The sequence below is a fragment of the Acidithiobacillus ferrooxidans ATCC 23270 genome (assembly GCF_000021485.1).
Taxonomy (GTDB): Bacteria; Pseudomonadota; Gammaproteobacteria; order Acidithiobacillales; family Acidithiobacillaceae; genus Acidithiobacillus; species Acidithiobacillus ferrooxidans.
The window spans coordinates 2,865,075-2,886,578 of the sequence record NC_011761.1 but is presented as its reverse complement, the minus strand read 5'-3'; the positions used below and the strand labels follow the sequence as shown (position 1 = coordinate 2,886,578).

At 58.6% G+C, this 21,504-nt stretch carries 12 protein-coding genes; 8 read left to right on the top strand and 4 right to left on the bottom strand.

Features of this window, described 5'->3' with window-relative positions; translation table 11 throughout:
* Nucleotides 1–2 precede the first annotated feature (2 nt).
* The 8 genes from AFE_RS14675 to AFE_RS14640 all read left to right on the top strand — a co-directional run bounded on the left by AFE_RS14675 (nt 3) and on the right by AFE_RS14640 (nt 12,108).
* Complete coding sequence (locus AFE_RS14675) at nt 3–428, top strand: F0F1 ATP synthase subunit epsilon (protein WP_009569104.1); 426 nt, start codon at nt 3–5, stop codon at nt 426–428.
* Nucleotides 429–556: 128 nt separating this feature from the next.
* Complete coding sequence (gene glmU / locus AFE_RS14670; RefSeq protein ID WP_012537654.1) at nt 557–1,924, top strand: bifunctional UDP-N-acetylglucosamine diphosphorylase/glucosamine-1-phosphate N-acetyltransferase GlmU; 1,368 nt, start codon at nt 557–559, stop codon at nt 1,922–1,924.
* Between the two features lie 45 nt (nt 1,925–1,969).
* Complete coding sequence (glmS, locus tag AFE_RS14665; protein ID WP_012537653.1) at nt 1,970–3,805, top strand: glutamine--fructose-6-phosphate transaminase (isomerizing); 1,836 nt, start codon at nt 1,970–1,972, stop codon at nt 3,803–3,805.
* Nucleotides 3,806–3,948: 143 nt separating this feature from the next.
* Nucleotides 3,949–4,815: a heteromeric transposase endonuclease subunit TnsA gene (locus tag AFE_RS14660; protein WP_012537652.1), complete on the top strand. Its 867-nt coding sequence runs from the start codon at nt 3,949–3,951 to the stop codon at nt 4,813–4,815.
* The gene (locus AFE_RS14655) at nt 4,812–6,977 is read left to right on the top strand and encodes a Mu transposase C-terminal domain-containing protein (RefSeq protein WP_012537651.1); all 2,166 of its coding nucleotides are present in this window, start codon (nt 4,812–4,814) and stop codon (nt 6,975–6,977) included. Before AFE_RS14660 ends, AFE_RS14655 begins: the two co-directional genes overlap by 4 nt.
* The gene (locus tag AFE_RS14650; protein WP_009568474.1) at nt 6,961–8,616 is read left to right on the top strand and encodes an ATP-binding protein; all 1,656 of its coding nucleotides are present in this window, start codon (nt 6,961–6,963) and stop codon (nt 8,614–8,616) included. Before AFE_RS14655 ends, AFE_RS14650 begins: the two co-directional genes overlap by 17 nt.
* 11 nt (nt 8,617–8,627) lie before the next feature.
* Complete coding sequence (locus AFE_RS14645; RefSeq protein ID WP_009568473.1) at nt 8,628–10,457, top strand: TnsD family Tn7-like transposition protein; 1,830 nt, start codon at nt 8,628–8,630, stop codon at nt 10,455–10,457.
* 1 nt (nt 10,458) lies between these two features.
* Nucleotides 10,459–12,108 (top strand): hypothetical protein, encoded by a 1,650-nt coding sequence (locus AFE_RS14640; RefSeq protein ID WP_041646673.1) that lies wholly within the window; start codon nt 10,459–10,461, stop codon nt 12,106–12,108.
* Between the two features lie 39 nt (nt 12,109–12,147).
* On the opposite strand, the gene AFE_RS14635 is transcribed toward AFE_RS14640, so the two are convergent.
* The 4 genes from AFE_RS14635 to AFE_RS14620 are packed head-to-tail and all read right to left on the bottom strand — an operon-like array spanning nt 12,148 to nt 21,434.
* Nucleotides 12,148–13,359, bottom strand: a complete 1,212-nt coding sequence (locus AFE_RS14635) for an ATP-binding protein (protein ID WP_009566737.1) — start codon at nt 13,357–13,359, stop codon at nt 12,148–12,150.
* A 2-nt stretch (nt 13,360–13,361) separates the two neighbouring features.
* Nucleotides 13,362–16,049, bottom strand: a complete 2,688-nt coding sequence (locus AFE_RS14630) for a TrlF family AAA-like ATPase (protein WP_338075744.1) — start codon at nt 16,047–16,049, stop codon at nt 13,362–13,364.
* Between the two features lie 49 nt (nt 16,050–16,098).
* Nucleotides 16,099–18,354 carry a DNA methyltransferase gene (locus tag AFE_RS14625; protein ID WP_009565613.1) on the bottom strand — a complete coding sequence of 752 codons (2,256 nt, stop codon included), beginning with the start codon at nt 18,352–18,354 and terminating at the stop codon, nt 16,099–16,101.
* Nucleotides 18,355–18,356: 2 nt separating this feature from the next.
* Nucleotides 18,357–21,434 (bottom strand): group II intron maturase-specific domain-containing protein, encoded by a 3,078-nt coding sequence (locus AFE_RS14620; RefSeq protein WP_225487349.1) that lies wholly within the window; start codon nt 21,432–21,434, stop codon nt 18,357–18,359.
* Nucleotides 21,435–21,504: the final 70 nt, after the last annotated feature.

Here is a 21,504-nt window from a genome sequence, read left to right as displayed (position 1 = left end):
TCATGGCGATGACCATAGATGTGCGGGTAGTCAGCGCCGAGGGCAGCATCTACGCGGGGGTCGCCGATATGGTGGTGGCCCCCGGCGAGATGGGCGAACTTGGCATTCTGCCCCGCCACGCGCCGTTGCTGACCGGGTTGCGCCCCGGTGAGTTGCGGATCATTCACGGTGCGGAGACGGAATATCTCTTCGTCAATGGCGGGATTCTGGAAATTCAACCCGACATGGTGACGGTGCTGGCTGACTCGGCGGAACGCGCGACCGATATCGACGAAGCCAAGGCTTTAGCGGCCAAGCAGGCTGCTGAAGCTCGGATGGCGGGACACACGGACCAGATGGAGTATGCGGCGGCTCAGGCGGAATTGCTGGAGCAGATTGCCCGCCTGAAGACAGTGCAACGCCTGCGGGAGCAGGGATTGCTGCGCTGACCGTCGCGCATATGTGCAGACGTGTCGAGTAACGCCACACAGACCCCAGCGGCTGAAGAGTCCCTGGGGTCTGTGTATTTTATGGTCTGGCGTTTATGCTGACAGACAACGCAGGGCATGGAGACATCATGTTGACGGATATCGTAATTCTCGCTGCCGGGCAGGGCACGCGCATGCACTCGGCTTTACCCAAGGTGCTGCAACCTCTTGGGGGAAAACCAATGCTCGCCCACGTACTGGCTACGGCGACAGATCTGGCGGTACGGCGTATCCACATTGTGGTCGGTTTCGGCGGCGATGCGGTGCAGGCCGCCTTCCCGGACACGCAGGCGAGCTGGTGGATTCAGGCACAGCAGCTCGGTACCGGCGATGCGCTGAAATCAGCGTTGCCGGGTCTCACGGGAGCGGACCGGGTATTGGTATTGTACGGCGACGTGCCCCTCTTGACGGCAGCGACACTGCGCGAATTTCTCCAGCAAACCCCGGTGACAGCACTTGGATTGACGACTGCATCGGTAAGCGAGCCTCACGGCTATGGCCGGATTCTCCGTGATGCGGACGGTCAGGTGCAGGGTATCCGTGAGCACAAGGATTGCCAGACGGACGAACAGGCCATCTGCGAGATAAATCTTGGGATGATGGTATTGCCGGTACAGCCGCTGGCGGGCTGGCTACAGGGGCTGTCCGCTCGCAATGCCCAGGGCGAGATTTATCTGACGGATGTGGTGGCCGCAGCGCGGGCGGACGGCTATGTCGTTTGGCCCTTTACACTGGCTGACGCGACCGAGGCTCTGGGGGTGAATGACCCCGTGCAGTTGGCGATTCTGGAGCGCGTGTTTCAGCGGCAGCAACTGCGCGCGTTGCAGATGCAGGGATTACGGGTAGCGGACCCGGCGCGGGTAGACATTCGTGGCGAGCTTACTTGCGGTCAGGACTGCTGGGTGGATCCCAACGTGTTGTTTGTCGGCGAGGTGCATCTGGGGCATCGCGTCCGCGTGGGAGCTGGCGCCGTTTTGCAGGATGCGCGGATTGGTGACGATGTGGAGATTCTACCCTACAGCCATATCGAAGGCGCCCAGATTGGGGCCGGGGCGCGGATAGGACCTTTCGCGCGGATTCGCCCCGGAACGGAGATCGGCGAAGCCGCTCATATCGGCAACTATGTCGAGGTGAAGGCGGCCAAAATCGGCGCGGGCAGCAAGGCCAACCACCTGAGTTACCTTGGGGACGCGGAGATCGGTACCGGGGTGAATGTGGGCGCCGGGACGATTACCTGCAATTATGACGGTGCGAACAAACATCGGACCATCATCGGCAATGACGTGTTCATCGGCTCCGACAGCCAGTTGGTGGCGCCAGTGAACATCGGCGACGGAGCGACCATCGGCGCGGGCAGCACCATTACCAAAGAGGTACCTCCAGGAGGGCTGACGCTGAGTCGCAGCCCGCAGCGTACCATTCCTCATTGGCAGCGGCCGCGGCGTGACAAAAAGTAATTCCGGATGACGCGGAATGGTCTTCGATAACAGGAGAACAGAATCATGTGCGGTATTGTCGGTGGGGTGAGTAAAACAGATCTGGTCCCGATGATTCTGGAGGGGTTGCAGCGCCTGGAGTATCGTGGCTACGACTCTGCCGGGCTGGCGATATTGGGGGCCGATGCGGATTTGCTGCGGGTGCGCAGCGTCGGGCGGGTCGCCGAGCTGACCGCCGCCGTTGTCGAGCGTGGCTTGCAGGGTCAGGTGGGCATCGGCCACACGCGCTGGGCCACCCATGGCGGCGTCGCCGAATGCAATGCGCATCCCATGATCTCCCATGAACAGATCGCTGTGGTCCATAACGGCATCATCGAGAACTTTCATGCCTTGCGCGCCCACCTGGAAGCAGCGGGGTACACCTTCACCTCCGAGACCGATACGGAGGTCATCGCGCATCTGGTGCACCATTATCGGCAGACCGCGCCGGACCTGTTCGCGGCGACCCGCCGGGCAGTGGGCGATCTGCGCGGCGCCTATGCCATTGCGGTGATCTCCAGCGGCGATCCGGAGACCGTGTGCGTGGCACGGATGGGCTGCCCGCTGCTGCTGGGCGTTGCCGATGATGGGCATTACTTCGCCTCGGACGTGGCGGCCCTGCTGCCGGTGACCCGCCGCGTGTTGTATCTCGAAGACGGCGATGTGGCCATGCTGCAGCGGCAGACCCTGCGGATTACGGATCAGGCCGGAGCGTCGCGGCAGCGGGAAGAACACTGGAGCCAGCTCAGTGCGGCGGCTGTCGATCTGGGGCCTTACCGCCACTTCATGCAGAAGGAAATCCACGAACAGCCCCGCGCGGTTGCCGATACCCTGGAAGGTGCGCTGAACAGTCAACTGGATCTGACAGATCTCTGGGGAGACGGTGCCGCGGCTATGTTTCGCGATGTGGACCGGGTGCTGTTCCTGGCCTCCGGCACTAGCCACTACGCGACATTGGTGGGACGCCAATGGGTGGAAAGCATTGTGGGGATTCCGGCGCAGGCCGAGCTGGGGCACGAATATCGCTACCGGGACTCCATCCCCGACCCGCGCCAGTTGGTGGTGACCCTTTCGCAATCCGGCGAAACGCTGGATACTTTCGAGGCCTTGCGCCGCGCCAAGGATCTCGGTCATACCCGCACGCTGGCCATCTGCAATGTTGCGGAGAGCGCCATTCCGCGGGCGTCGGCGTTGCGCTTCCTGACCCGGGCCGGCCCAGAGATCGGAGTGGCCTCGACCAAGGCGTTCACCACCCAGTTGGCGGCGCTCTATCTGCTGGCTCTGTCCCTGGCCAAGGCGCAGGGGCATCTGAACGATGTGCAGCAGGCGGATCACCTGGACGCCTTGCGGCAACTGCCGGGCAGTGTCCAGCATGCCCTGAACCTGGAGCCGCAGATTCAGGGTTGGGCGGCACGTTTTGCCAGCAAGGACCATGCGCTTTTTCTGGGGCGCGGCCTGCACTACCCCATTGCGCTGGAGGGCGCGCTGAAGCTCAAGGAAATCTCCTATATCCACGCCGAGGCTTATCCCGCGGGCGAATTGAAGCATGGCCCCTTGGCCCTGGTGGACCGCGACATGCCCGTGGTGGTGATCGCGCCCAATGACCGCCTCCTCGAAAAGCTGGCCGCCAACATGCAGGAAGTCCACGCCCGTGGCGGTGAGCTCTATGTTTTTGCCGATTCGGACAGCCACTTTAACGCCAGTGAGGGCGTGCATGTGATGCGTTTGCCCCGTCACGCCGGTCTGCTCTCCCCCATCGTCCATGCTATCCCGGTGCAGTTGCTGGCCTATCATGCGGCGCTGGTGAAGGGCACCGATGTGGATCGACCGCGTAACCTCGCGAAGAGCGTGACGGTGGAGTAATGGGGCGGTTCGGTGTGCCGGGTGTTGTTAACGGACAATAGAGTATCATTCTGGACAATAGAGTTTCATCCCGAACAATAAAGTATCATCCTCAACAATAGAGTATCATCCTGGCCTTGCGCTCCGGAGGTAGTGGAGTATGCTTGCCTAATGATCAGCTAGGAGAGGATGCCTTGGCACGCCAACGCTACGGTGTCGACGAAGACCGGATCGCACGCTTCCAAAAGGAGGGACGTGGTCAGGGGCGTGGCGCAGACTACCACCCCTGGCTTACCATCCAAGACGTGCCCTCCCAAGGGCGGTCCCACCGACTCAAGGGCATCAAGACCGGGCGAGTGCATCACCTGCTCTCGGATATTGAGCGCGACATCTTCTACCTGTTCGATTGGGCAGACGCCGTCACGGACATCCGCGAACAGTTTCCGCTGAATCGCGACATCACTCGCCGTATTGCGGATGATCTTGGGGTCATCCATCCCCGCGATGTTGGCAGCGGCACCCCTCTAGTCATGACCACGGACTTTCTTGTGGACACGATCCATGATGGACGTATGGTGCAACTGGCGCGGGCGGTAAAACCGGCTGAAGAACTTGAAAAGCCGCGGGTGGTCGAAAAACTGGAGATTGAACGCCGTTATTGGGCGCAGCAAGGCGTGGATTGGGGCGTCGTCACCGAGCGGGACATCCCGAAAGCGATGGTTCGCAATATCGCCTGGGTTCACAGTTATGCCGTAATTGACCAGATGAGCCAGCCCTACGACGGCTACTACGATGAGAAAGCAAGGCTGGTGTTACGAGAACTTCCGTCGCACCCGGGGCCTACCCTCCGGCAATTCTGCGCCGACATGGACCTGCAGTTTTCTATGTCTGCTGGTGACTGTCTCCTCCTAATTCGCCACTTGCTGGCCACGAAGGCAATCGTCTGTCCTATGGACGGGCCTACGGACGACTCCAAGCTTTTGCGTCAGTTTCGAGTGGCCGAAGGTGAATCCAGGAGGGCCAGCGGATGAGGGATCTGTCGGTCAACCAATTGCTGGAATACCCCGATGAAGGGAAGATCGAAAGGATCCTCTGGGTCGATCCCGCGATGAGCGGCCTCTACGCCATCGACATTCATGCGCCGACCGCCATGCCCGTTTTCCGCGAGGCGGAGGAAATGGAGCGGATGCGCGAGACGGGCGAATGGCGCGTCACCGAGGCCGATCCCTGGCTGGCGTTCCTGGCCGACGAGGGCATCCCGGAAACCTACCGGTCAAAGAGGGACCGCGCCTGGGCCATGATACGCGCTCTGATTTTTGACCAGCCCGCCATCTTCCAGTCCGTTTCCCGAAGCCGGGCGGTCCAGGCAGCGATGGCGGAGACGGGGGCCACCAAGCAGACAATCTACCGCCTGCTGCGCCGCTACTGGCAGCGCGGCATGACGCCGAACACGCTGCTTCCCGATTACGACCGCTGCGGAGGTCGAGGTAACGAAAAACCCTCTTCTGGGAAAAAGCGTGGCCGGACTGCGGACAGGGACGATTCGGGCGTCAACGTCACGCCACAAATGCGGGAACTGTTTCGTGCGGTGGTCACCGGGAAATTCGCGAAGAATAATCAGATGGATTTTCGGGCCGCCTACGACGAACTAATCGTAAGCGCCTTTTCTGAGCGGGTCATCAATGAGCGGACCGGGCGCCAGGAACTGGTACCCCGCAAGGACGCCCCCACCCTGAGGCAGTTCCGCTACTGGTTCGACAAGGACAACGACGTTTTCCGAGTCGACCGAATCCGCCGCACGCCGCGGGTGTACGACAAGGACCGGCGCGCCCTCCTGGGATCGTCGACGGCGGAAACGGTCGGCCCCGCCTCCCGGTACCAGATCGACGCGACCATCGCGGACGTGTACCTGGTATCGCGATATGACCGTACAAAGATCGTCGGACGCCCGGTGCTCTATATCGTCATCGACGTGTTCAGCCGCATGATCACCGGCGTGTATGTGGGGTTCGAGGGACCTTCCTGGGTCGGGGCGATGATGGCCCTGTCCAACACCGCCACGGAAAAGGTGGAATATTGCCGCCAGTTCGGCGTCGAGATCGGCGCGGCGGACTGGCCGTGCCAGGCCCTGCCCGACGCTTTGCTCGGCGACCGGGGAGAGATTGCCGGCAGCGCCATTGAGACCCTTATCAACAACTTCCAGGTGCGGGTGGAAAACGCCGCGCCCTACCGTGCGGACTGGAAGGGCATCGTCGAGCAGCGATTCCGCCTGATTCCCGCCCGTTTCAAGGCCTATGTGGCCGGCTATGTCGCCCCGGATTTCCAGGAGCGCGGGGCCAGGGACTACCGTCTCGATGCGACTCTGGATATAGATCAATTCACCCGTATCGTCCTCTACTGCATCCTGTACTATAACAACCAGCATCTCCTCCGGGATTACGAGAAATCGTCCGACATGATCGCCGACGGAGTCCAGGCGATCCCATCCGACCTATGGGACTGGGGGATTGCTCATCGAAGCGGTAGCCTGCGCGCCTTCCCGCCGGAACGGGTGCGATTGAGCCTGCTGCCGAGCGGCGAGGCGACCGTCACGGCCACAGGCATCCGCTATGCCGGCTGCTTCTACAGTTGCCAGAAGGCGATCGAGGAACACTGGTTCGAGCGCGCGCGACAACGCGCGCGATGGAAGGTGCGGATCTCCTACGAACCGCGCTGCATGGACGAGATATACCTGCAGGACGAGACGGGACGGGGCCACTTCATTCCGTGCGCTCTGACCGAAAAGAGTCGGCATCACCAGGGCCGGACGCTATGGGAGATCGACCAAATCCGTCAGGAAGAAAGCCGGGCCGCGCGCAACCATGAGCGGCAGATTCTGCGCGGTCGCATCAACCTCGCCGAGAACATCAAAGGAATCGTTCACGAAGCCCAGACCATGCGCGTGGACGCGCCCGATCCATCCGGCAGCAATCGCCAGCGAACGGGCAGCATCCGCGAAAACCGTCGCGTGGAAAAACGGGAGAACCAGGAACGGGAAGCCTTCCGCCCCGGTCGGCGCCGGGAGGATGCTTCGGTAAAAGGGGAAATCCTCCCCTTCCCCAAGGGGAATCCGGAGGACGACTACAGTCTGCCGGACATCACGGAGATTCTGCGCGCGCAGAACGAAGAGCAGGGCGATGACGACGCGGGATGACGTGACCGACTTGCCGGAATATCGCGACAACCCCTTCATCGCGCAGTTGCCGCCCCTCTTGTCGGCGCGCGAAGCCTTGCGGACCATGGCCGCGCCTCCGATTTTTAACGAAAAAGAGCGTGGCTACGCCGCCCACCTCCGGGCGCATTGCGTCCTGCGCCTGAAGAATTATTTCGAGCCGCTGGAGAACCATCTACAACTGGAAGCGAAGTTCGGCATGCTCCTCCGCCAGGGGTATCTGAGCCGCAATCCCAACACTACCGATTATATCCGCCGTCTCCAGGACGGCTACGAGCGGGTCGTCGGGAAGGATCTCGCCGCTGTCCGGCGCCCGGTTCGTTCGACGGCGAGCAGTTTTGCTCTGGTTGGTTGCTCCGGCATCGGCAAGAGCTACGGCATGGCCAGGGTCCTGGAGCTGTATCCGCAAGTCGTCCACCATGCCGAGCCCTTCAGTCTTGACCAAGTGGTCTGGCTGAAGCTGGATAGCCCCTACAAAGGATCCCCCAAACAACTCTGCATCAGCTTTTTCCAGGAGATGGACAATCTATTGGGCACCCGCTACCGCGCCCGGTACGGAGCCAGCCGGAGTTCCCTGGACGAGATGATGGTCCAGATGGCGCAAATGGCCAACCTGCATGCCCTCGGCGTACTGATCGTCGACGAGATTCAGCATATCAAGGAAGCCCCCGGCACTGGAGCCGACGCCTTGTTGAATTTTCTCGTAACATTGGTGAACACCATCGGCATCCCGGTGATTGTCATCGGCACGCTGGGCGCACTGCCGCTGCTGCAGGGGGACTTCCGCCAGGCGCGCCGCGCCAGTGGTTTAGGAAGTCTGGTCTGGGAGCGCATGGAAGTAGGCGCGACCTGGAACCATTTTGTCGATCGCATGTGGAGCTATCAGTGGACGCGGGAGGTCTCGCCCCTGACCGGCGAGATCCGCCAAGCGCTCTATGAGGAAAGCCAGGGGATTGTGGACGTGCTGGTCAACCTCTTCATGATGGCGCAGTTGCGTGCCATCCAACTCGGAGTTCTACGGGGCAGGCCTGAGCGTATCGACGCTGGTCTGCTGCGGCAGGTGGCTAGTGAGCACATGCGGCTTATCGCGCCCATGATCAATGCGTTGAAACGTGGGGATCGCGAGGCGATCGCACAATATGATGATATCCGCCCCATGCAGGACCAGGTTCTGCAGGTGTTCAGCGACGCGCTGAGTTGCATGCCAGGGCAACCTGTCCTCGCCACCCGCTCTCCGGTGGCTTCGGTCACGACCGAAAAGGCGGCAAGCACGAATCTGGATGTGCGCGGCATCCTTCTGCCTATCTTGGCGCAGCTCGGGTTGGCTGGGGACATCGCGGAAGTCCTGGTGGCGGAAGCCGAAGCAGAGCATCCGGGCCTGTCCGCGCTAGATCTCGTGGGCATTATTACGGCTAAATTACGTGATCGCGCACCCGCCAATCCCTCTAAGAAACCGCGCAAGTCGACTACAAGCGCTACTAAAACCGCGAAAACACCACTTCCCGTGGATGCGCAGGATCTCCGGACGATCATCTCGGCCAAAAAAGAGGGCGTATCCGCTTACGATGCATTGCTTGCGGCGGGCGCCGTTAAACCGCCGATGGCCGATCTCGCGAGCTGAAAAAGCCACCCGTGTTGGCCTATTTCCCGGAAATTTATCCCGACGAACTGTTATACAGCGCGCTTGCGCGTTATCATCGCCACGTTTGTTCCAGAAGCCCGAAACACACCCTGTATGATCTCTTTGGTGAAACCGGGGTGCGGGCGACGGTGGGCTTGCAAAGCCATGTGGCGGCGTTGAGCCAAAGAATACCGGCCGATCGCGGACTCAGTCCGGAAAGACTGACCAGGGATTTTACCCTCTACCGTTATTACACGGCATTCGAGCCGAAGTCAGTGGGACAATCCGTACTGGCGTCATTAGCGGACGGCCCGGCGGATGCCGTGCATGTGCGTCTGGGTATTGCGGCGAGCGCGATTTCGGCTCCGGCATACTTACGGTATTGTCCCATCTGCTTTGGCGAGATGTTGAGCCGCTATGGAGAAGGATATTGGAGGCGCAGCCATCAACTCCCCGGCGTTCTGGTTTGTCCAGATCATGGCGCGGCCCTGGCGGACAGTGCGGTCTCTCAAGGTGGCAGTAACCAGCACGAATTCATCGCCGCGGATCAAAAGAACTGTTCGCCTGTGGCGGCACTCCCTTCTTGGGCGAGTAGCCCGCGCCAAGTGACGCTGTTGCAAGAGATTGCCAAGCGGAGCGCGGCGTTGCTCGATCATCCGCCAGCGCGCCCCAGCTTTCGCGATTGGAGTGCATATTATCGGAGCGCAGTGATTGATCGCGGCTTCGGCAAAGGCAAGGAGAATGTCGCTCAGAACCTTCTCAGGGAAGCAATTTCAAGCCTGTTTGAACCAGTAATCGACCTTATCCCCGGTGGTCTCGGCGACGATTGGCCTACGGCCATGGTACGGAAACACAGAAAGGCATTTCATCCGTTGCGGCATGTTCTATTCCAGATTTTTCTGGACAAACGGTCGCCGCAACGGCGGACGGAAACCCCCTTCGGCAAGGGACCGTGGCCCTGCTTTAATCGTCTGGCAGACCATTATGGGCAAGACGTGATCTACGAGATCGCTGTTCGCCATGAACAGAATCGGGTGATTGGTCGATTTTCCTGCGCCTGCGGATTTGTGTACAGTCGAGAGGTGGGATCAAGGAGTTCGCCGCGCATTTTGGACTTTGGTCCCCTACTGGATGGTCAAATCCGGCAGAAAGTGGCGGAAGGCCTGGGACTCAGGGCGGTAGCCAAATATCTTGCCATTGATCCAGGGACGGTGAGATTGCACGCCTCCCGACGCGGGTTGAATGTGCCCTGGAAGCCCTTAGCCGCACGACATTCCCGAACATTGGTGCCAGACCGGGATGCCATAAGAATACGGTGGTTGGACATGCAGCAGAATTACGCTGATTTATCACGTCGGCGACTGGCACTCCTGCTACCCAAAGAACACTCATGGTTGTACCGCCATGACAGGGAGTGGCTGGAGCAACATTCACCAACGGCACTGCACAAGAAATGGTCTGATCAGCGTGTGGACTGGGAGACATTGGATCGTAGCATGGCGATCCAACTGCGTAAGGCCGCGCGGGAAATCACTCGGGAGGTTCCGCCACAACGCGTTACCCAGGCGGCTTTGGAGCGCAAGTTGGGGCGGCCACTCCGGATGTCAGAACAACAGGCAAAACTGCCTAAAAGTATCGGTGTACTTGGCGAGGTCACGGAGACTATTGATGCGTTTCGCCTGCGCCGTATTGCTTGGGCTGTCTCGGAATTGGATCGCCAGGCGTTGCCTTTGCGATCGTGGCGGGTACGCCGCTTAGCAGGGCTGCCTTCGATAGCTTCACCGAGCGTAGAAACCGCCTTGGCCGCATTGGAAATAATGGCTGGATCCTTTGAGGTATAAATTGATCAGAATAGACGTATTGCGCAAAGTGCCTGAAGATTTGACGCTACACTGGCTGGCCGGAGTCGAACAAGACGATAAAAAAGGGTGGCAGGTCCGTATAGTCACCCGCGGCGTGTCGTCAGGCGAATTTGCCATGTGGCGCGTACCTATTGGGCTGTTCCCGGTGCTGGCACTCGGCTATAGCTTCTCCGACGGTAGATTGCTCCCAATAACCTACGGCGAATATTCGGAAGTGATTATTCCCAATCTGGCGGAAGGAGAGGAAATCAACTCGTCCGACATTCCGCCGGAATTATATTCGTTTGAAGGCAAATCACAGGGGGTGCAGCGACTCTTGCGTTATCGAGTGGATCAGGTGGAGTATTTGGTCCCGACCATGGAGCTCATCCGTAGCCTGTTCCTGCATAATAAAACGCTTGCCAATCATATTATGCAGCCTGGGGGCATTATGACACTCTTCAGGCCGGTCGAACCTGGGTTTCATCCTCGTCTGCAGCTCGATTATACCCAGCAAATGCCAGTGAGATCACTCAAGAGGCCATTTATCTTGGAATTTTCTTGGCTAGCGGTGGATCCTGATGGGCAACGCGCCTGGGACAGTGTCTACGAACGGACATTCAAACAAAAGTATATGACCTTTGATCCTCCTGATCTGCATGACTGTGGAATTAAGTTTCGTGGAGTGCGGAAAGGAAATCAGTGGCTTATCTTAGAAATCTCCGAGTTCACGGGGAAAAGGGTACCCTGTGACATTTTGTATTTTTCTCATCCGTCGTTGGGGAAAACGATTACAGTGCGGATGCCAAAAAGTCAGCCCAAAAGGCGTGGACCAGACGGTGGGCCGTCATCCGGTGACGTTCCTGTCATAGACACGGTAGGTTCGGGTAGTAGGACGGATGTTCATCAGCCAGCCCTGCCGATATTGACCAGAACCAGCATTTTTGACCGGGAAATCGAAGTGCGTCGGGTGGATAAAAAAGATCGGGTACGTGTTATCAGGCGTAGAAACAAGGGTGCTGCGGGTACCAGTGAAAATGAGGGAAAGACCCGAAAATATCGGGGAAGTGGAAAAACCCCACCGCCTAAAGTGAGCGTTTCCCCTGAGTCTCTGCACGACGATCTCCTGCCCATGGAGTTTCAGGTGCTTGCGGTCGAGAAAGGTGAAGGTACGGACGATCTAAGGCGATTGATGCAGGTGATCCGGACCATGGCGCACGGGTTAATAGATGTCCGTGTTTTGACGGCGCTGTGTCGGCTTGAAACCGGGCAGGCCTTTTCCATGGTTGGAAAGCGCCAAAGATTATGCCTGGTTGCCGTATTTTTCCAGAAAAAGACGTTCCCGGTGGTGTTGCTGGATGTGGAGCATAGTAACATAATGGCCTTGTCTACGCTGTTGCTGCGATTCAAGGGTAGTATCGGGCTTCGAGATATCGAAAACCATATCCTGTTGATTCTTCACCGGCTGGATTGTCGGGGAGGACGTTGGGACGTTACAGAGAATGAAGGCGACCAGCTTGCTCAATATGAGCGGCTGCGGAAGGTGATGAGACCTGATCCGGGAGGTAATGAGCAACAACAGAATGGCGTTTGGGCAGCAAAACTGAGGAAAAAGCTCTTTGAGGCTCCCGGCCCATCCGCTTCCACATAGTGATTGAGTATCGCGAGGCTTTCATGCCCCAGCCGTTGGTTACCGAAGAAGGCGGACCGTGAAAAGCTCTCCATCCTCAATTAGCTGAGGCTCGGTGCCATTGTGTTCCCTCATGCACTTAACGATCTTGCGTGGGACGCCCATGCCGGAATGTTCGAGGTAGCGGTAGTCGCGCATAACATCCTTGATGAGCTGGTTTCGTGTCGCACGGCAGCCGGTCAGCATCCGCGCCGGCGTAATACCATTTGGCAATCTGCCTGGGGAAGTAATTTCTAGTCGGTCCTCATAGATCGAAAGCTCAATGTCAGTGCTTGAGAGCAGATAGTCTCGATGAATCAGGGCGTTGACGATCGCTTCGCGGATGGCCTCGCGGGGATAAGCTGGGAGGTTCTCGCGGCGCGCACCGCCTTCTTCAAGTTGCCCTCCGATAGCAGTGTTGCGCTGGACGAAGGCGATGGCTTGCTCGACCAAGCCAGCTTCGACGATATCGCCTGCGTCGTTTAGCAGCGGAGTCATCGGCCCCCGCAAGGCGGCCCTTTCACGGGCGGCATAGTCCTTATCTACGCCCGGAAAGGCAACGGCGTCGATACCAGCTTGAGGCAGGAATCGATTGGGTGTCCTACCGAACAGAAGAATGCCTGAAACAGTGATGCCGTCCTCGACCATGATCTCGGTGTTGAACAGAAGGGCCCTCCACGCGGCTTCATCATTGTTTTCCGGCACGACCTGCTCCCTCACCTGAGCGAAGTAATTCGATAGGCGCCGCATGTCCAGGTCGGCGAGTGTTGCGCCGGATACTGGTCGCAGCTCAGCTCGGAAGCTACCACGCTGCTGGAACAGCCGACCGAGCTCTTCCGGGGTCGGCTCGCGACTCTGAGTCCCCACCCTGATGAAATAGCTGTTCTTATTGTTGTGCCATAGGGTATGAACATCGAGACCACGTGAAACGCGCACGATAGCGACATCTTTTCCTGGCTCAACGTCCCTAATCTGCTCGTAGAACGGAATAAGGCCAGGTCGTATTTTGTCCCGGCAGGCAGTCATTACCCACTCTTCAAGTTTCTGCCGTGTGATACCGCTGATGCTACCGTCATCCTCAACCCCCAACAGGACGATCCCGCCTTCGAAATTGGTCAAGGCGACGAGTTCCTTTGCCAAGTCATGGTTCTGAATATCGTCACGCTTGAATTCAACGCCTGAATTCTCGCCGTTGCGGATGATTTCTAGCAGTTCGGTGTAGGTCATGGTCATGTCTAAAATCCATATTTTTGGCGGCGCATCTCAAAAGCGGTTTTTCCGCCTTCAAGGATTTCCTCGACCATCTCGCGCACGGGCTGCATATCAATCGAGCCCATGTGCCGTTCGTTGACACGCCCTTGAACGACTTCGTTCTGAATACCTGTTGAGAGGCCGATAATCAACTCGGCGTCACCAAGCACGGGGATATTAGCATTGTGGGTCGAGAAGACGAACTGCCGTTTGCGTTTCTCATTCCTCATCGTCGGTACAACACCTTCGGTAATGAAGCGATTGTCGAGGTCATCCTCAGGCTGATCAACGACGAGAGGAGCTTCCGATTCAAGCAGCAGTAGCAAAAGAACGGCTGTTGCCTTTTGGCCGGTCGAAAGTGCTTCAATCGTTTGCCAGGTTTCCGGCTCGCCCTCGGATGAGGTGTTTAGTTCGATCTGAGTTGTTGCTGGTAATTCCAGCTCTTCCATCCTCATGAAAATGTCGGGATCCGCCTGGGCTAGGCGTTCGGCCGCTGCCGACGGCAGGCTGTAGTTGCTGATAAGCGAATCTTTGCCCTCGCGGCAGCATTGGGCGAAGTCCATCAGCGACAGAGTATCGCGGCTTTTCAAACGCTCCAGCAGCGCGGCAAGGTTGCCGCCAATTTCATCACGCAGAAGCTTTTCGAGCGGCTCACGATTGCCCCCCATCATGACCATGGCACGCACTCGACCGCCCAGTTTCCTAGAAACACGCTTGGCTGCCTTCTCCAAGGCACGGTACTCGGCGGATTGAAGATTGAACCACTCATCAAGCAAGTTGCGCCGATTCTGTTGGTATGCGGCCAAGTCACGGGTAAGGGCTTCCTTTTTCTCCCGGAGCGGCCTCAATTCCTCGATCTGCCGACGCAGGCGGATGAACTCCTCGCCATCAATCTTGGATTTCTGAAGTTCACGCAAGAGAGCTTGGTAGGTGGTTTCTACCGCTTGCCTGCGTTGGTCCCAATGACCGCGCAATGCCGACAGGCTAGTATCGGCCACGGAAAGCTCCTGTTCGATCTGCCCAGCGACCGCTTCAAGTTGCGCCGTCATCCGATCAAGAATGGCTGCGCCCTCGATGAGCAGCGCGCTGTTCGGCAAACCCTCCAACGCCTTGGCGGATAGGAAAGCAGTATCGATCGGCAGGAGCCCGGCCAGCTCCTGGCGTAACGTCGAAACCGGAGCCAGCCTTTCCTTGATGGTCGCCAAAATGCGCTCTTCCCGCACCAGGAGACTCTTCTCCTTCAGACGTTCCTCCAGACCGGCATCCTGAAATCGCTTTTGCGTCTCTTCCAGACTCGGCAAAAGGCTAAGGCGCTCCTCGATCAGCTTGATTTCTCGTTGCACATCAGTGATCCGGCCACGCGAGCGCTCCAGATCCAGGCGCAATTTCGCCTTCTGGGCACCCGCGTTCGGATCACGTTCGACAAACCGCTCCAGTAGCAGCGTCAGCTTCCCGCGACTCTTGGTCAGTTCCGATATTTCGTGTTGGCCGAATATCTCGACGCTCGGTGCTACGTCAAGGGGCGACAGGTTTAGAACGTTACCTAGCTCGTCCTTGACCACAGGCGGGTTGGGTATCGTCCGCTCGATGGTGTAATCATGCTTGGCGGGATGATGCGACCGCACGAGCAGCGAAATCTTGGTGCCACTTTTCAGGACGTATTTCAGAACGCCCTGATGGGCCTTGTTTGCCTCTTCTCCAATGGGGTCGATCGCCAGCGCATAGCGAAGGCTCTCGATAATGGTCGATTTCCCGGTCCCCCGGCCACCCACCAGCACATTTAGGTTGCCGTTGAAATGCAGTCGCGTTCCGTCAAGGAAGCCGCCTTCCCAAGCCATGGCAATGAACTCGGCATGCGGTTCCGGGCTTGGATCGCTATGCAAGCGTATCCGAGACTCTGGATCGAGGAACGCTTGGCGAAGGCCTTCTACCGACAGTGCCGACATTTTTATGAAGCAGCTTGACCGTGGCTCAGCCAAATCCTCGGGGCTGTTCACATCAGATGCGTTGATGACGGCGACACGGCGCTCGCGTTTGTGCGCCGCGTCTTTGTTCTCCAGGATGGCGCGTACATTTTGCGGGGCGTCGCCAATTGGCCCTGGCAGTGCGCAGGCGTACAGATCACGGGACTGCCACGCATTCATGCGCGGCTGGCCCTCAAGCGTCGCCAACAAGCCGTTGTCAGCGGCGACATGGGCAGCGATTGAGATGCCACCTTGTTTGCGGACGCATTCCAGTAACTTGAGGCAGTTCTTATCCCCATTCGGGGAGATTGCCTTGTGATCCCCCACGCCCATCTGGCCGATTAAGCGTTCCAGGCTGTCGTCCTTGTCGGGATCGTAGAGACACAAGAAATGTACGCCGTCATCTGATGCCGCCTCGAACCCACCGAAGGCGAAAATTCCCGCCGCACGAGCCGCGTTGATTAAACCCCGCGAATCGCTGATCCGATAGTGATCAGTGACGGCAATGGCCTCGATGTTGTTGGCATGGCAAGCCTCAATAATCGCGGAGTTATAATCAGCCTCGTTTTGGAAGGCGGTCTGTTTGGCATGGCGGTCGTGATAGGCGAACGGATTAACCTGCAGAGCGCACCGGTAGAACCGCGCGCCGTTCGGCTGTTTCAGCGCCTCGTTGATCGCTTGGGACCGTGTTTTCTTGCTTTGCATTATCACCCATCTCCTACTCACTGTTTATATGTTTTCGCACGGGGAACTGCGATTAACCAATGTTCACTGGCACGAGCGTCATCGTGTCATTGCCGAAAATATCGATTACCTTGACAGCTACGGTGTAGCGCCCCGGCCGGTCATAAGTATGCACGGCCGTTGCCAGCTCCAGGTCGCGATTCTGGCGGGTGCGGAAGCTCTGCCATTCATTCTCGAAGATGTAGCCGCCCGTCCAGCGCTCCTCGAATTCCTGCGTAATCAGTTCGTCTTGCGGCGGTTCAATGCCTAGCAGTGAGGCGACTCCACTGAGGCCGGTGCCCACTGGCACCTTGATGATTTCTCTGCGGCTCATATAGTCGAAATCCACCGCCCAGTAATCCACCCAGTCCGTCCAGTGCTTGGTCAGGCGCGCCTTGGTGACGATCCCTTCTTTGTTCTTGCTCACCTTGTAGAGCTGACCCTGTTCGCACATGACCTCGCTCTTGCCTTCCTTCATGGCGGCAATCGCGGCCTCGGCGGCGCCCTGGGTGTAATAGACCGAGAAATCCGTTAGCTCAATGGTGACCGCGAACTTGTTCTTCTTGTCGTAGCGCGGCGTGGCTTCGACGAAGCTGATGTCGTGGAACACCACCTGACCCTTGTCGATGGCCCGCTTGTCGAACACCTCGGCGGGAATGTATTTCGGGGCCAGGTCGATGCCCTTGCCACGCGCTTCCTCAAGCACGGCCGGAAACAACCCCATCTCGAACTCGAAGGCCAGCACGTCTACACGCGAAGCACCGCGCTTGCGGCACTCGGTAATGACTTCCTCAACGAACAGCCGACCCACGGGCAGGTTGATCGGCCCGATCACCACCAGCCGGCCATTGCGCGCGCCGTGGAAAAAGCCGTCCTGCGCCTGCGTGCCTTCGGTGCCGCCAAATTCTGTGGCCTTGTAGGCGCGCAAGATCAGGTCGCGGAACTCGTTTTCTTTCTGGGTGAGGGCTTGGGCCTTCTGTTCGCCTGAGAGCCGCCCACCGACATTCAAGTAGGCTTGGCGCTCGTAGCGGCCAAGGTTCAACACCTCAAAAGCACGGAAGTCTTGTTCGGCGGCCTTTTTCTCGCGTTGTACACCGATGAGCCGTTTGCGGGTCGTATGGATACCGAATTTCCCAAGATCGGTGGCAATCCATTTGCGCCCCAATTTTTCGGCGACGGCAGCGGTCGTGCCGGAACCAACGAAAAAATCGGCAACCAAATCTCCTTCTTTACTACTAGCCTTGATAATGCGCTCGAGAAGGGCTTCCGGCTTTTGAGTCGGGTAGTCCATGCGTTCAGTTGCCGCAGACTGAATAGACTGAATGTCGGTCCAAACATCCTCGGGTAATTTGCCTTCATCCAGGTAGTACCGATATAGCTTCTTCTTCCCAGTTCCCCACTTTTCTACGTAACGCCGTCCGTCCTCGTCAACGCCCATACGCCCGCCATAGTTCTCGCCCTTCTCATCCTGCTTATGTGGAGTAAACGGAAGTCTGACCGCATCTTGGTTAAAGATAGGAGAATCAGTCTTAGAATAATAAAGGATGGTATTGTGTTTTCGCGCCCAGTGCTTTACCCCCTTTCCACCTTGACTGAAGTACCAAATGATCTCGTTCCGAAATCCAGGAGCTTCGTTATCGCCTCCTTTCCCAAATACTTCATCTAATGCGATACGGACAAGACTTGCCAGTCGCCAATCGCAATGCACATAGATGCTCCCGTCCTCTGCCATCAGATCGCGCATGAGGATCAGGCGCTCATAGATCATTGAAATGAAACTATCCGCCCCCCGCCCCCAAGTATCGCGGTAGGCGATTTGCTCGAGTAAGTTCGCTTCCTTGTGGAAGGTCTCACCGCCGATCTCGACATCCATGCTGAAATCCGCGCCGACATCGAATGGTGGGTCGATGTAGATCAGCTTCAAGCCGCCCGCGTCCTCGATCTGGCGGCGCAGCGCGCCGCTCTTGAGCGAGGAGAGAATCAGCTTGTTGTCGCCCCAGATCAGCTTATTGGTCCAACCCCTGACCTGGCGGCCGCGCGGGTCGAACAGATCTCCCTGGGTTTTAGTCTCGGCGCGCGGCTCGTCCACATGCTCCAGGGTCTGGAAGGGCAGCACCGTGGTGCACACGTCCCGCGTCTTGCCGTTCCACACCAGCTCGACCTCGCGCTTGTCCTCGAACAGGATGAAGCGGTATTTCTCCGGCAGGGCCTTGCCTTGCTGGATCAGGGTCACCAGGTCGCGTTGTTCGGCTTCGCTCAGGTCGTAGGCTTTCTTGTCTTGTTTTGCCATGGTCAGCGGCCCTCGTCTTGGTATTCACGGAATACGCTGGCCAAGCCCGCGAACGTCGAGGGCTTGTGCTGCTCGAAGCCCTCCTGATCGACATAGACGAAGTGGTAACTCGGCCCGCCGTCGTCCTTGCTCGCTTCGGTGGCGTCCTCGCACCACTGCCGCAGGCGGGCCATTTTCTGCGGCAGGTCGAGTTCTTCGCGGCCTTTGGTCTCGACGATCCAGACCTCGCCGTTGCTGATGCGCACAATGAAATCCGGCGTGTAGGTGGACAACTCGCCGTTGGCTTTGACGTATTCGATCTTGAAGCCCACGGCCATGTAGTTCTTGCCGAAGGCCCGCACGTCGGGCGCAGCCTCCAGGAACGCGGCAAAGGCCAGCTCAAGGCCGCCCGCGTTGGCTTCGCCGACGATGCGGTTGAATACCGACTTCTTTGCCTGCACGAAGTCGCGCGGCTCGGTTCGGAAAGGCCGGGTGTCCCGAAGCCGGATATGACCGTCGATGCGCGAGCTGCCGCCTTCGTAGATCGTCAGGGCGTTGATCGCGGCGCGGAAATGATCGAACACCAGCTTGCCGACTTCCGGTTCGGACAGGTTGCGCAGGATCACCGGGTCTTCCAGATCGACCGGCTGAGTGAAGAGGTGGTCGCGAAGGAAGGATCTGACCTTGGGATAGAGCTGGTCGTAACCGCCGACAAGGCGCAAGTCCTTGAGGAGTTGCCTCGCGAAAAACGCCACCACGGAGCGGTAATCGCCTGGCCCGCTGCCATCCAATTGCATGGTGTGATCGACCTCGCCTTCGAGCATGGTCTTGAAGACAATCTCGCGGGTTTCTTCCGGCGTGAAGGCCTTGATCGGCAGCTTCGGGTTGCCGAAGTGTTCCGGCTCCAGCTCGGTCAGGTCTTTGAATTCCCGGTTGTAGCGCCGGGTCAGGCGCGGCACCGTGATGTCGAGTTCGTCGATGTTCTTGTCGGGCGATTCGGTTTCGACCTCGACAACCAGAGAATCTTGCCGTTGCCGTCCACCGGCGCCGCCCATCGGCACACGGTCAAAGGTGACGCCCTCGTTCTGGATGGATTCCACAAAATCCATGAAAGCCGGCGTGCCCATCACCGAGACGGTCTCGCGCTGGTCGCTGCCGAAATACATGCGGCGCAAGCCGCGCCCGAGGGTCTGTTCCGGCAGGATGTTGCTCTTGGCGGCATAGGCGCGCAGGCCAACGATGGTGGTGACGTTGCGCACGTCCCAGCCTTCCTTGAGCATCAGCACCGAGACAATCGCCTTGTAGGGCGATTTCCAGGTGTCGATTTCATTGGACTGCTTGCGCAGCAACTCCAGATCTTCCTTGCTCTTGCCGGAGGCCGCCTCGGAAATCTCGCCGTTGTTCTTGGTGTGGATTACCAGCACCGCTCCCTGTAGCTCCGGGCAAATCCGCTCCAGGTGACTGCCCACTTCGTCGCAGTTTTTGGTGTCGTCCACCATGACGAACAACACCGCCTTCTTGCCCAGCTTCTCGTGTTCGGCGTAGCTCTTGCGCCATTCCTCGATGCCCAGAGTGAGGTAGTCGGCATATTTTTCGGAGATGATCGGGCTCTTGTGCTCCTCCAGCTTTGCCCGGCTGGCCGCATCCGGCAGCACGGGGTGCTTGACCACGTTCTGGGCGATGGCCTCGACCAGGGGGTAGTCGCTCACGGTCTGCACGAAGATCGCGCCATTGTCGTGGCGCGGCGTGGCCGTCACGTCCACCTGGATCGCCAAGTGCAGGTCTTTCTGTAGCAGCTTGTGGTGAATGTCCTGGATGCACTGGAACCATGCCAGGCGGCTGTCGTGGATGTGGTGCGCCTCGTCGTTGAACACGGCGAGTTCATCAATCTCGCGCACGATTTCGCCCAAGTCGGTGTTGCTGTCAGTGGTCTTGCCGACGGGCTTGGCACCGAACGGCGCGAGGAAGTAATCGCGCAGGTCATCATCCTCCAGCGAGGGCTCGGTCACCTCGCCGAGATAGACCCGGTGGATGTTGGTCAGAAAAAGATTACCGGTCGGCCGAACGATGCGCACGTCGTCCTGGATGTGCAGGGCCATCTGGAAATCGTCGCGCCAGTTGTGGCCGGCATGGCCATTGTCGGGCAGCACAGGATCATTGAAGAAGATGCGCAGCCCGTCGAAATCGGCGCGCAGGCGGTCGAGCACGATGATGTTGGGCGCGATCAGCAGGAAGTTGCGCGCCAACGTCGAATCCGCCTCATAGAGCTTGTGAAAGTAGCTCCAGGCGATCAGCAGCGACAGCACCTTGGTCTTGCCCGCACCAGTGGCCATCTTGACCACGAAGCGCGGCCACGCCTCATCGAACATATTGGCCGACACGGCGCCAGAGGCGTCGAAACGCAGCAGGTCGAACTTGTCGCGCGCGCCGCGCACCTCATAGAGCCAGATGACGGTTTCGACCGCTTCGCGCTGCGCGAAGTAGTAGCGGAACTGGTTTTGTGTGCCGTCTGCTTGTTCGATCATATGGCTGGTCTCGAACCACCAAGCCAGCAGTGCGCGTGACGTTGACGAGGCGCCCGCATAGTCAGTATCGCGCCATGCTTTTACCTCTTCCCGTACTTTCGCGACCAGTGGAGGCAGCAGCTTTTCATAAGCTGTACTGCGTAGTTCTTCCGCTGCCGGGAACCAGCGCAGGTCTGGGGGCAATACCTCGTAGGGAGAGCGTGGGAAATTCGGGTGCAATGCCATATGTTTGGAGTTCCTCTTTCTTGTAGCGATAGCGCCGGGTTTTCGACAAACGCCACGGACCGTTTTACTGGTGTTCCATGCTTCGCGCACGGATACGCCGCGTTTGCGTAGTTGCCGGTAGCCTGACCTGCCCCATTGCTTCCAGATAGTGCAGCGTAACTTGCGCCGCAGCCGTTTGTCGATGTCGCGCAGAGGACCGGGACTCAGCACTTCGGCTACGCCGAAGTATATTTTCCAACCAAGCAGAATTATTCTCAGCTTTGCCACGATGTCGGCCAAACGGTGGCCTCGGATGTGGCGGGTCAGTTCTCGGATGCGGTCTTTGAGTTTGTCGATGGCTTTGTCCGCCACCTTCAGTCTGGCTCCGTTCTGGCTGACCGTAAATCGATGAATCGGTCGACCACGGTGGGGAGAAGAAAAC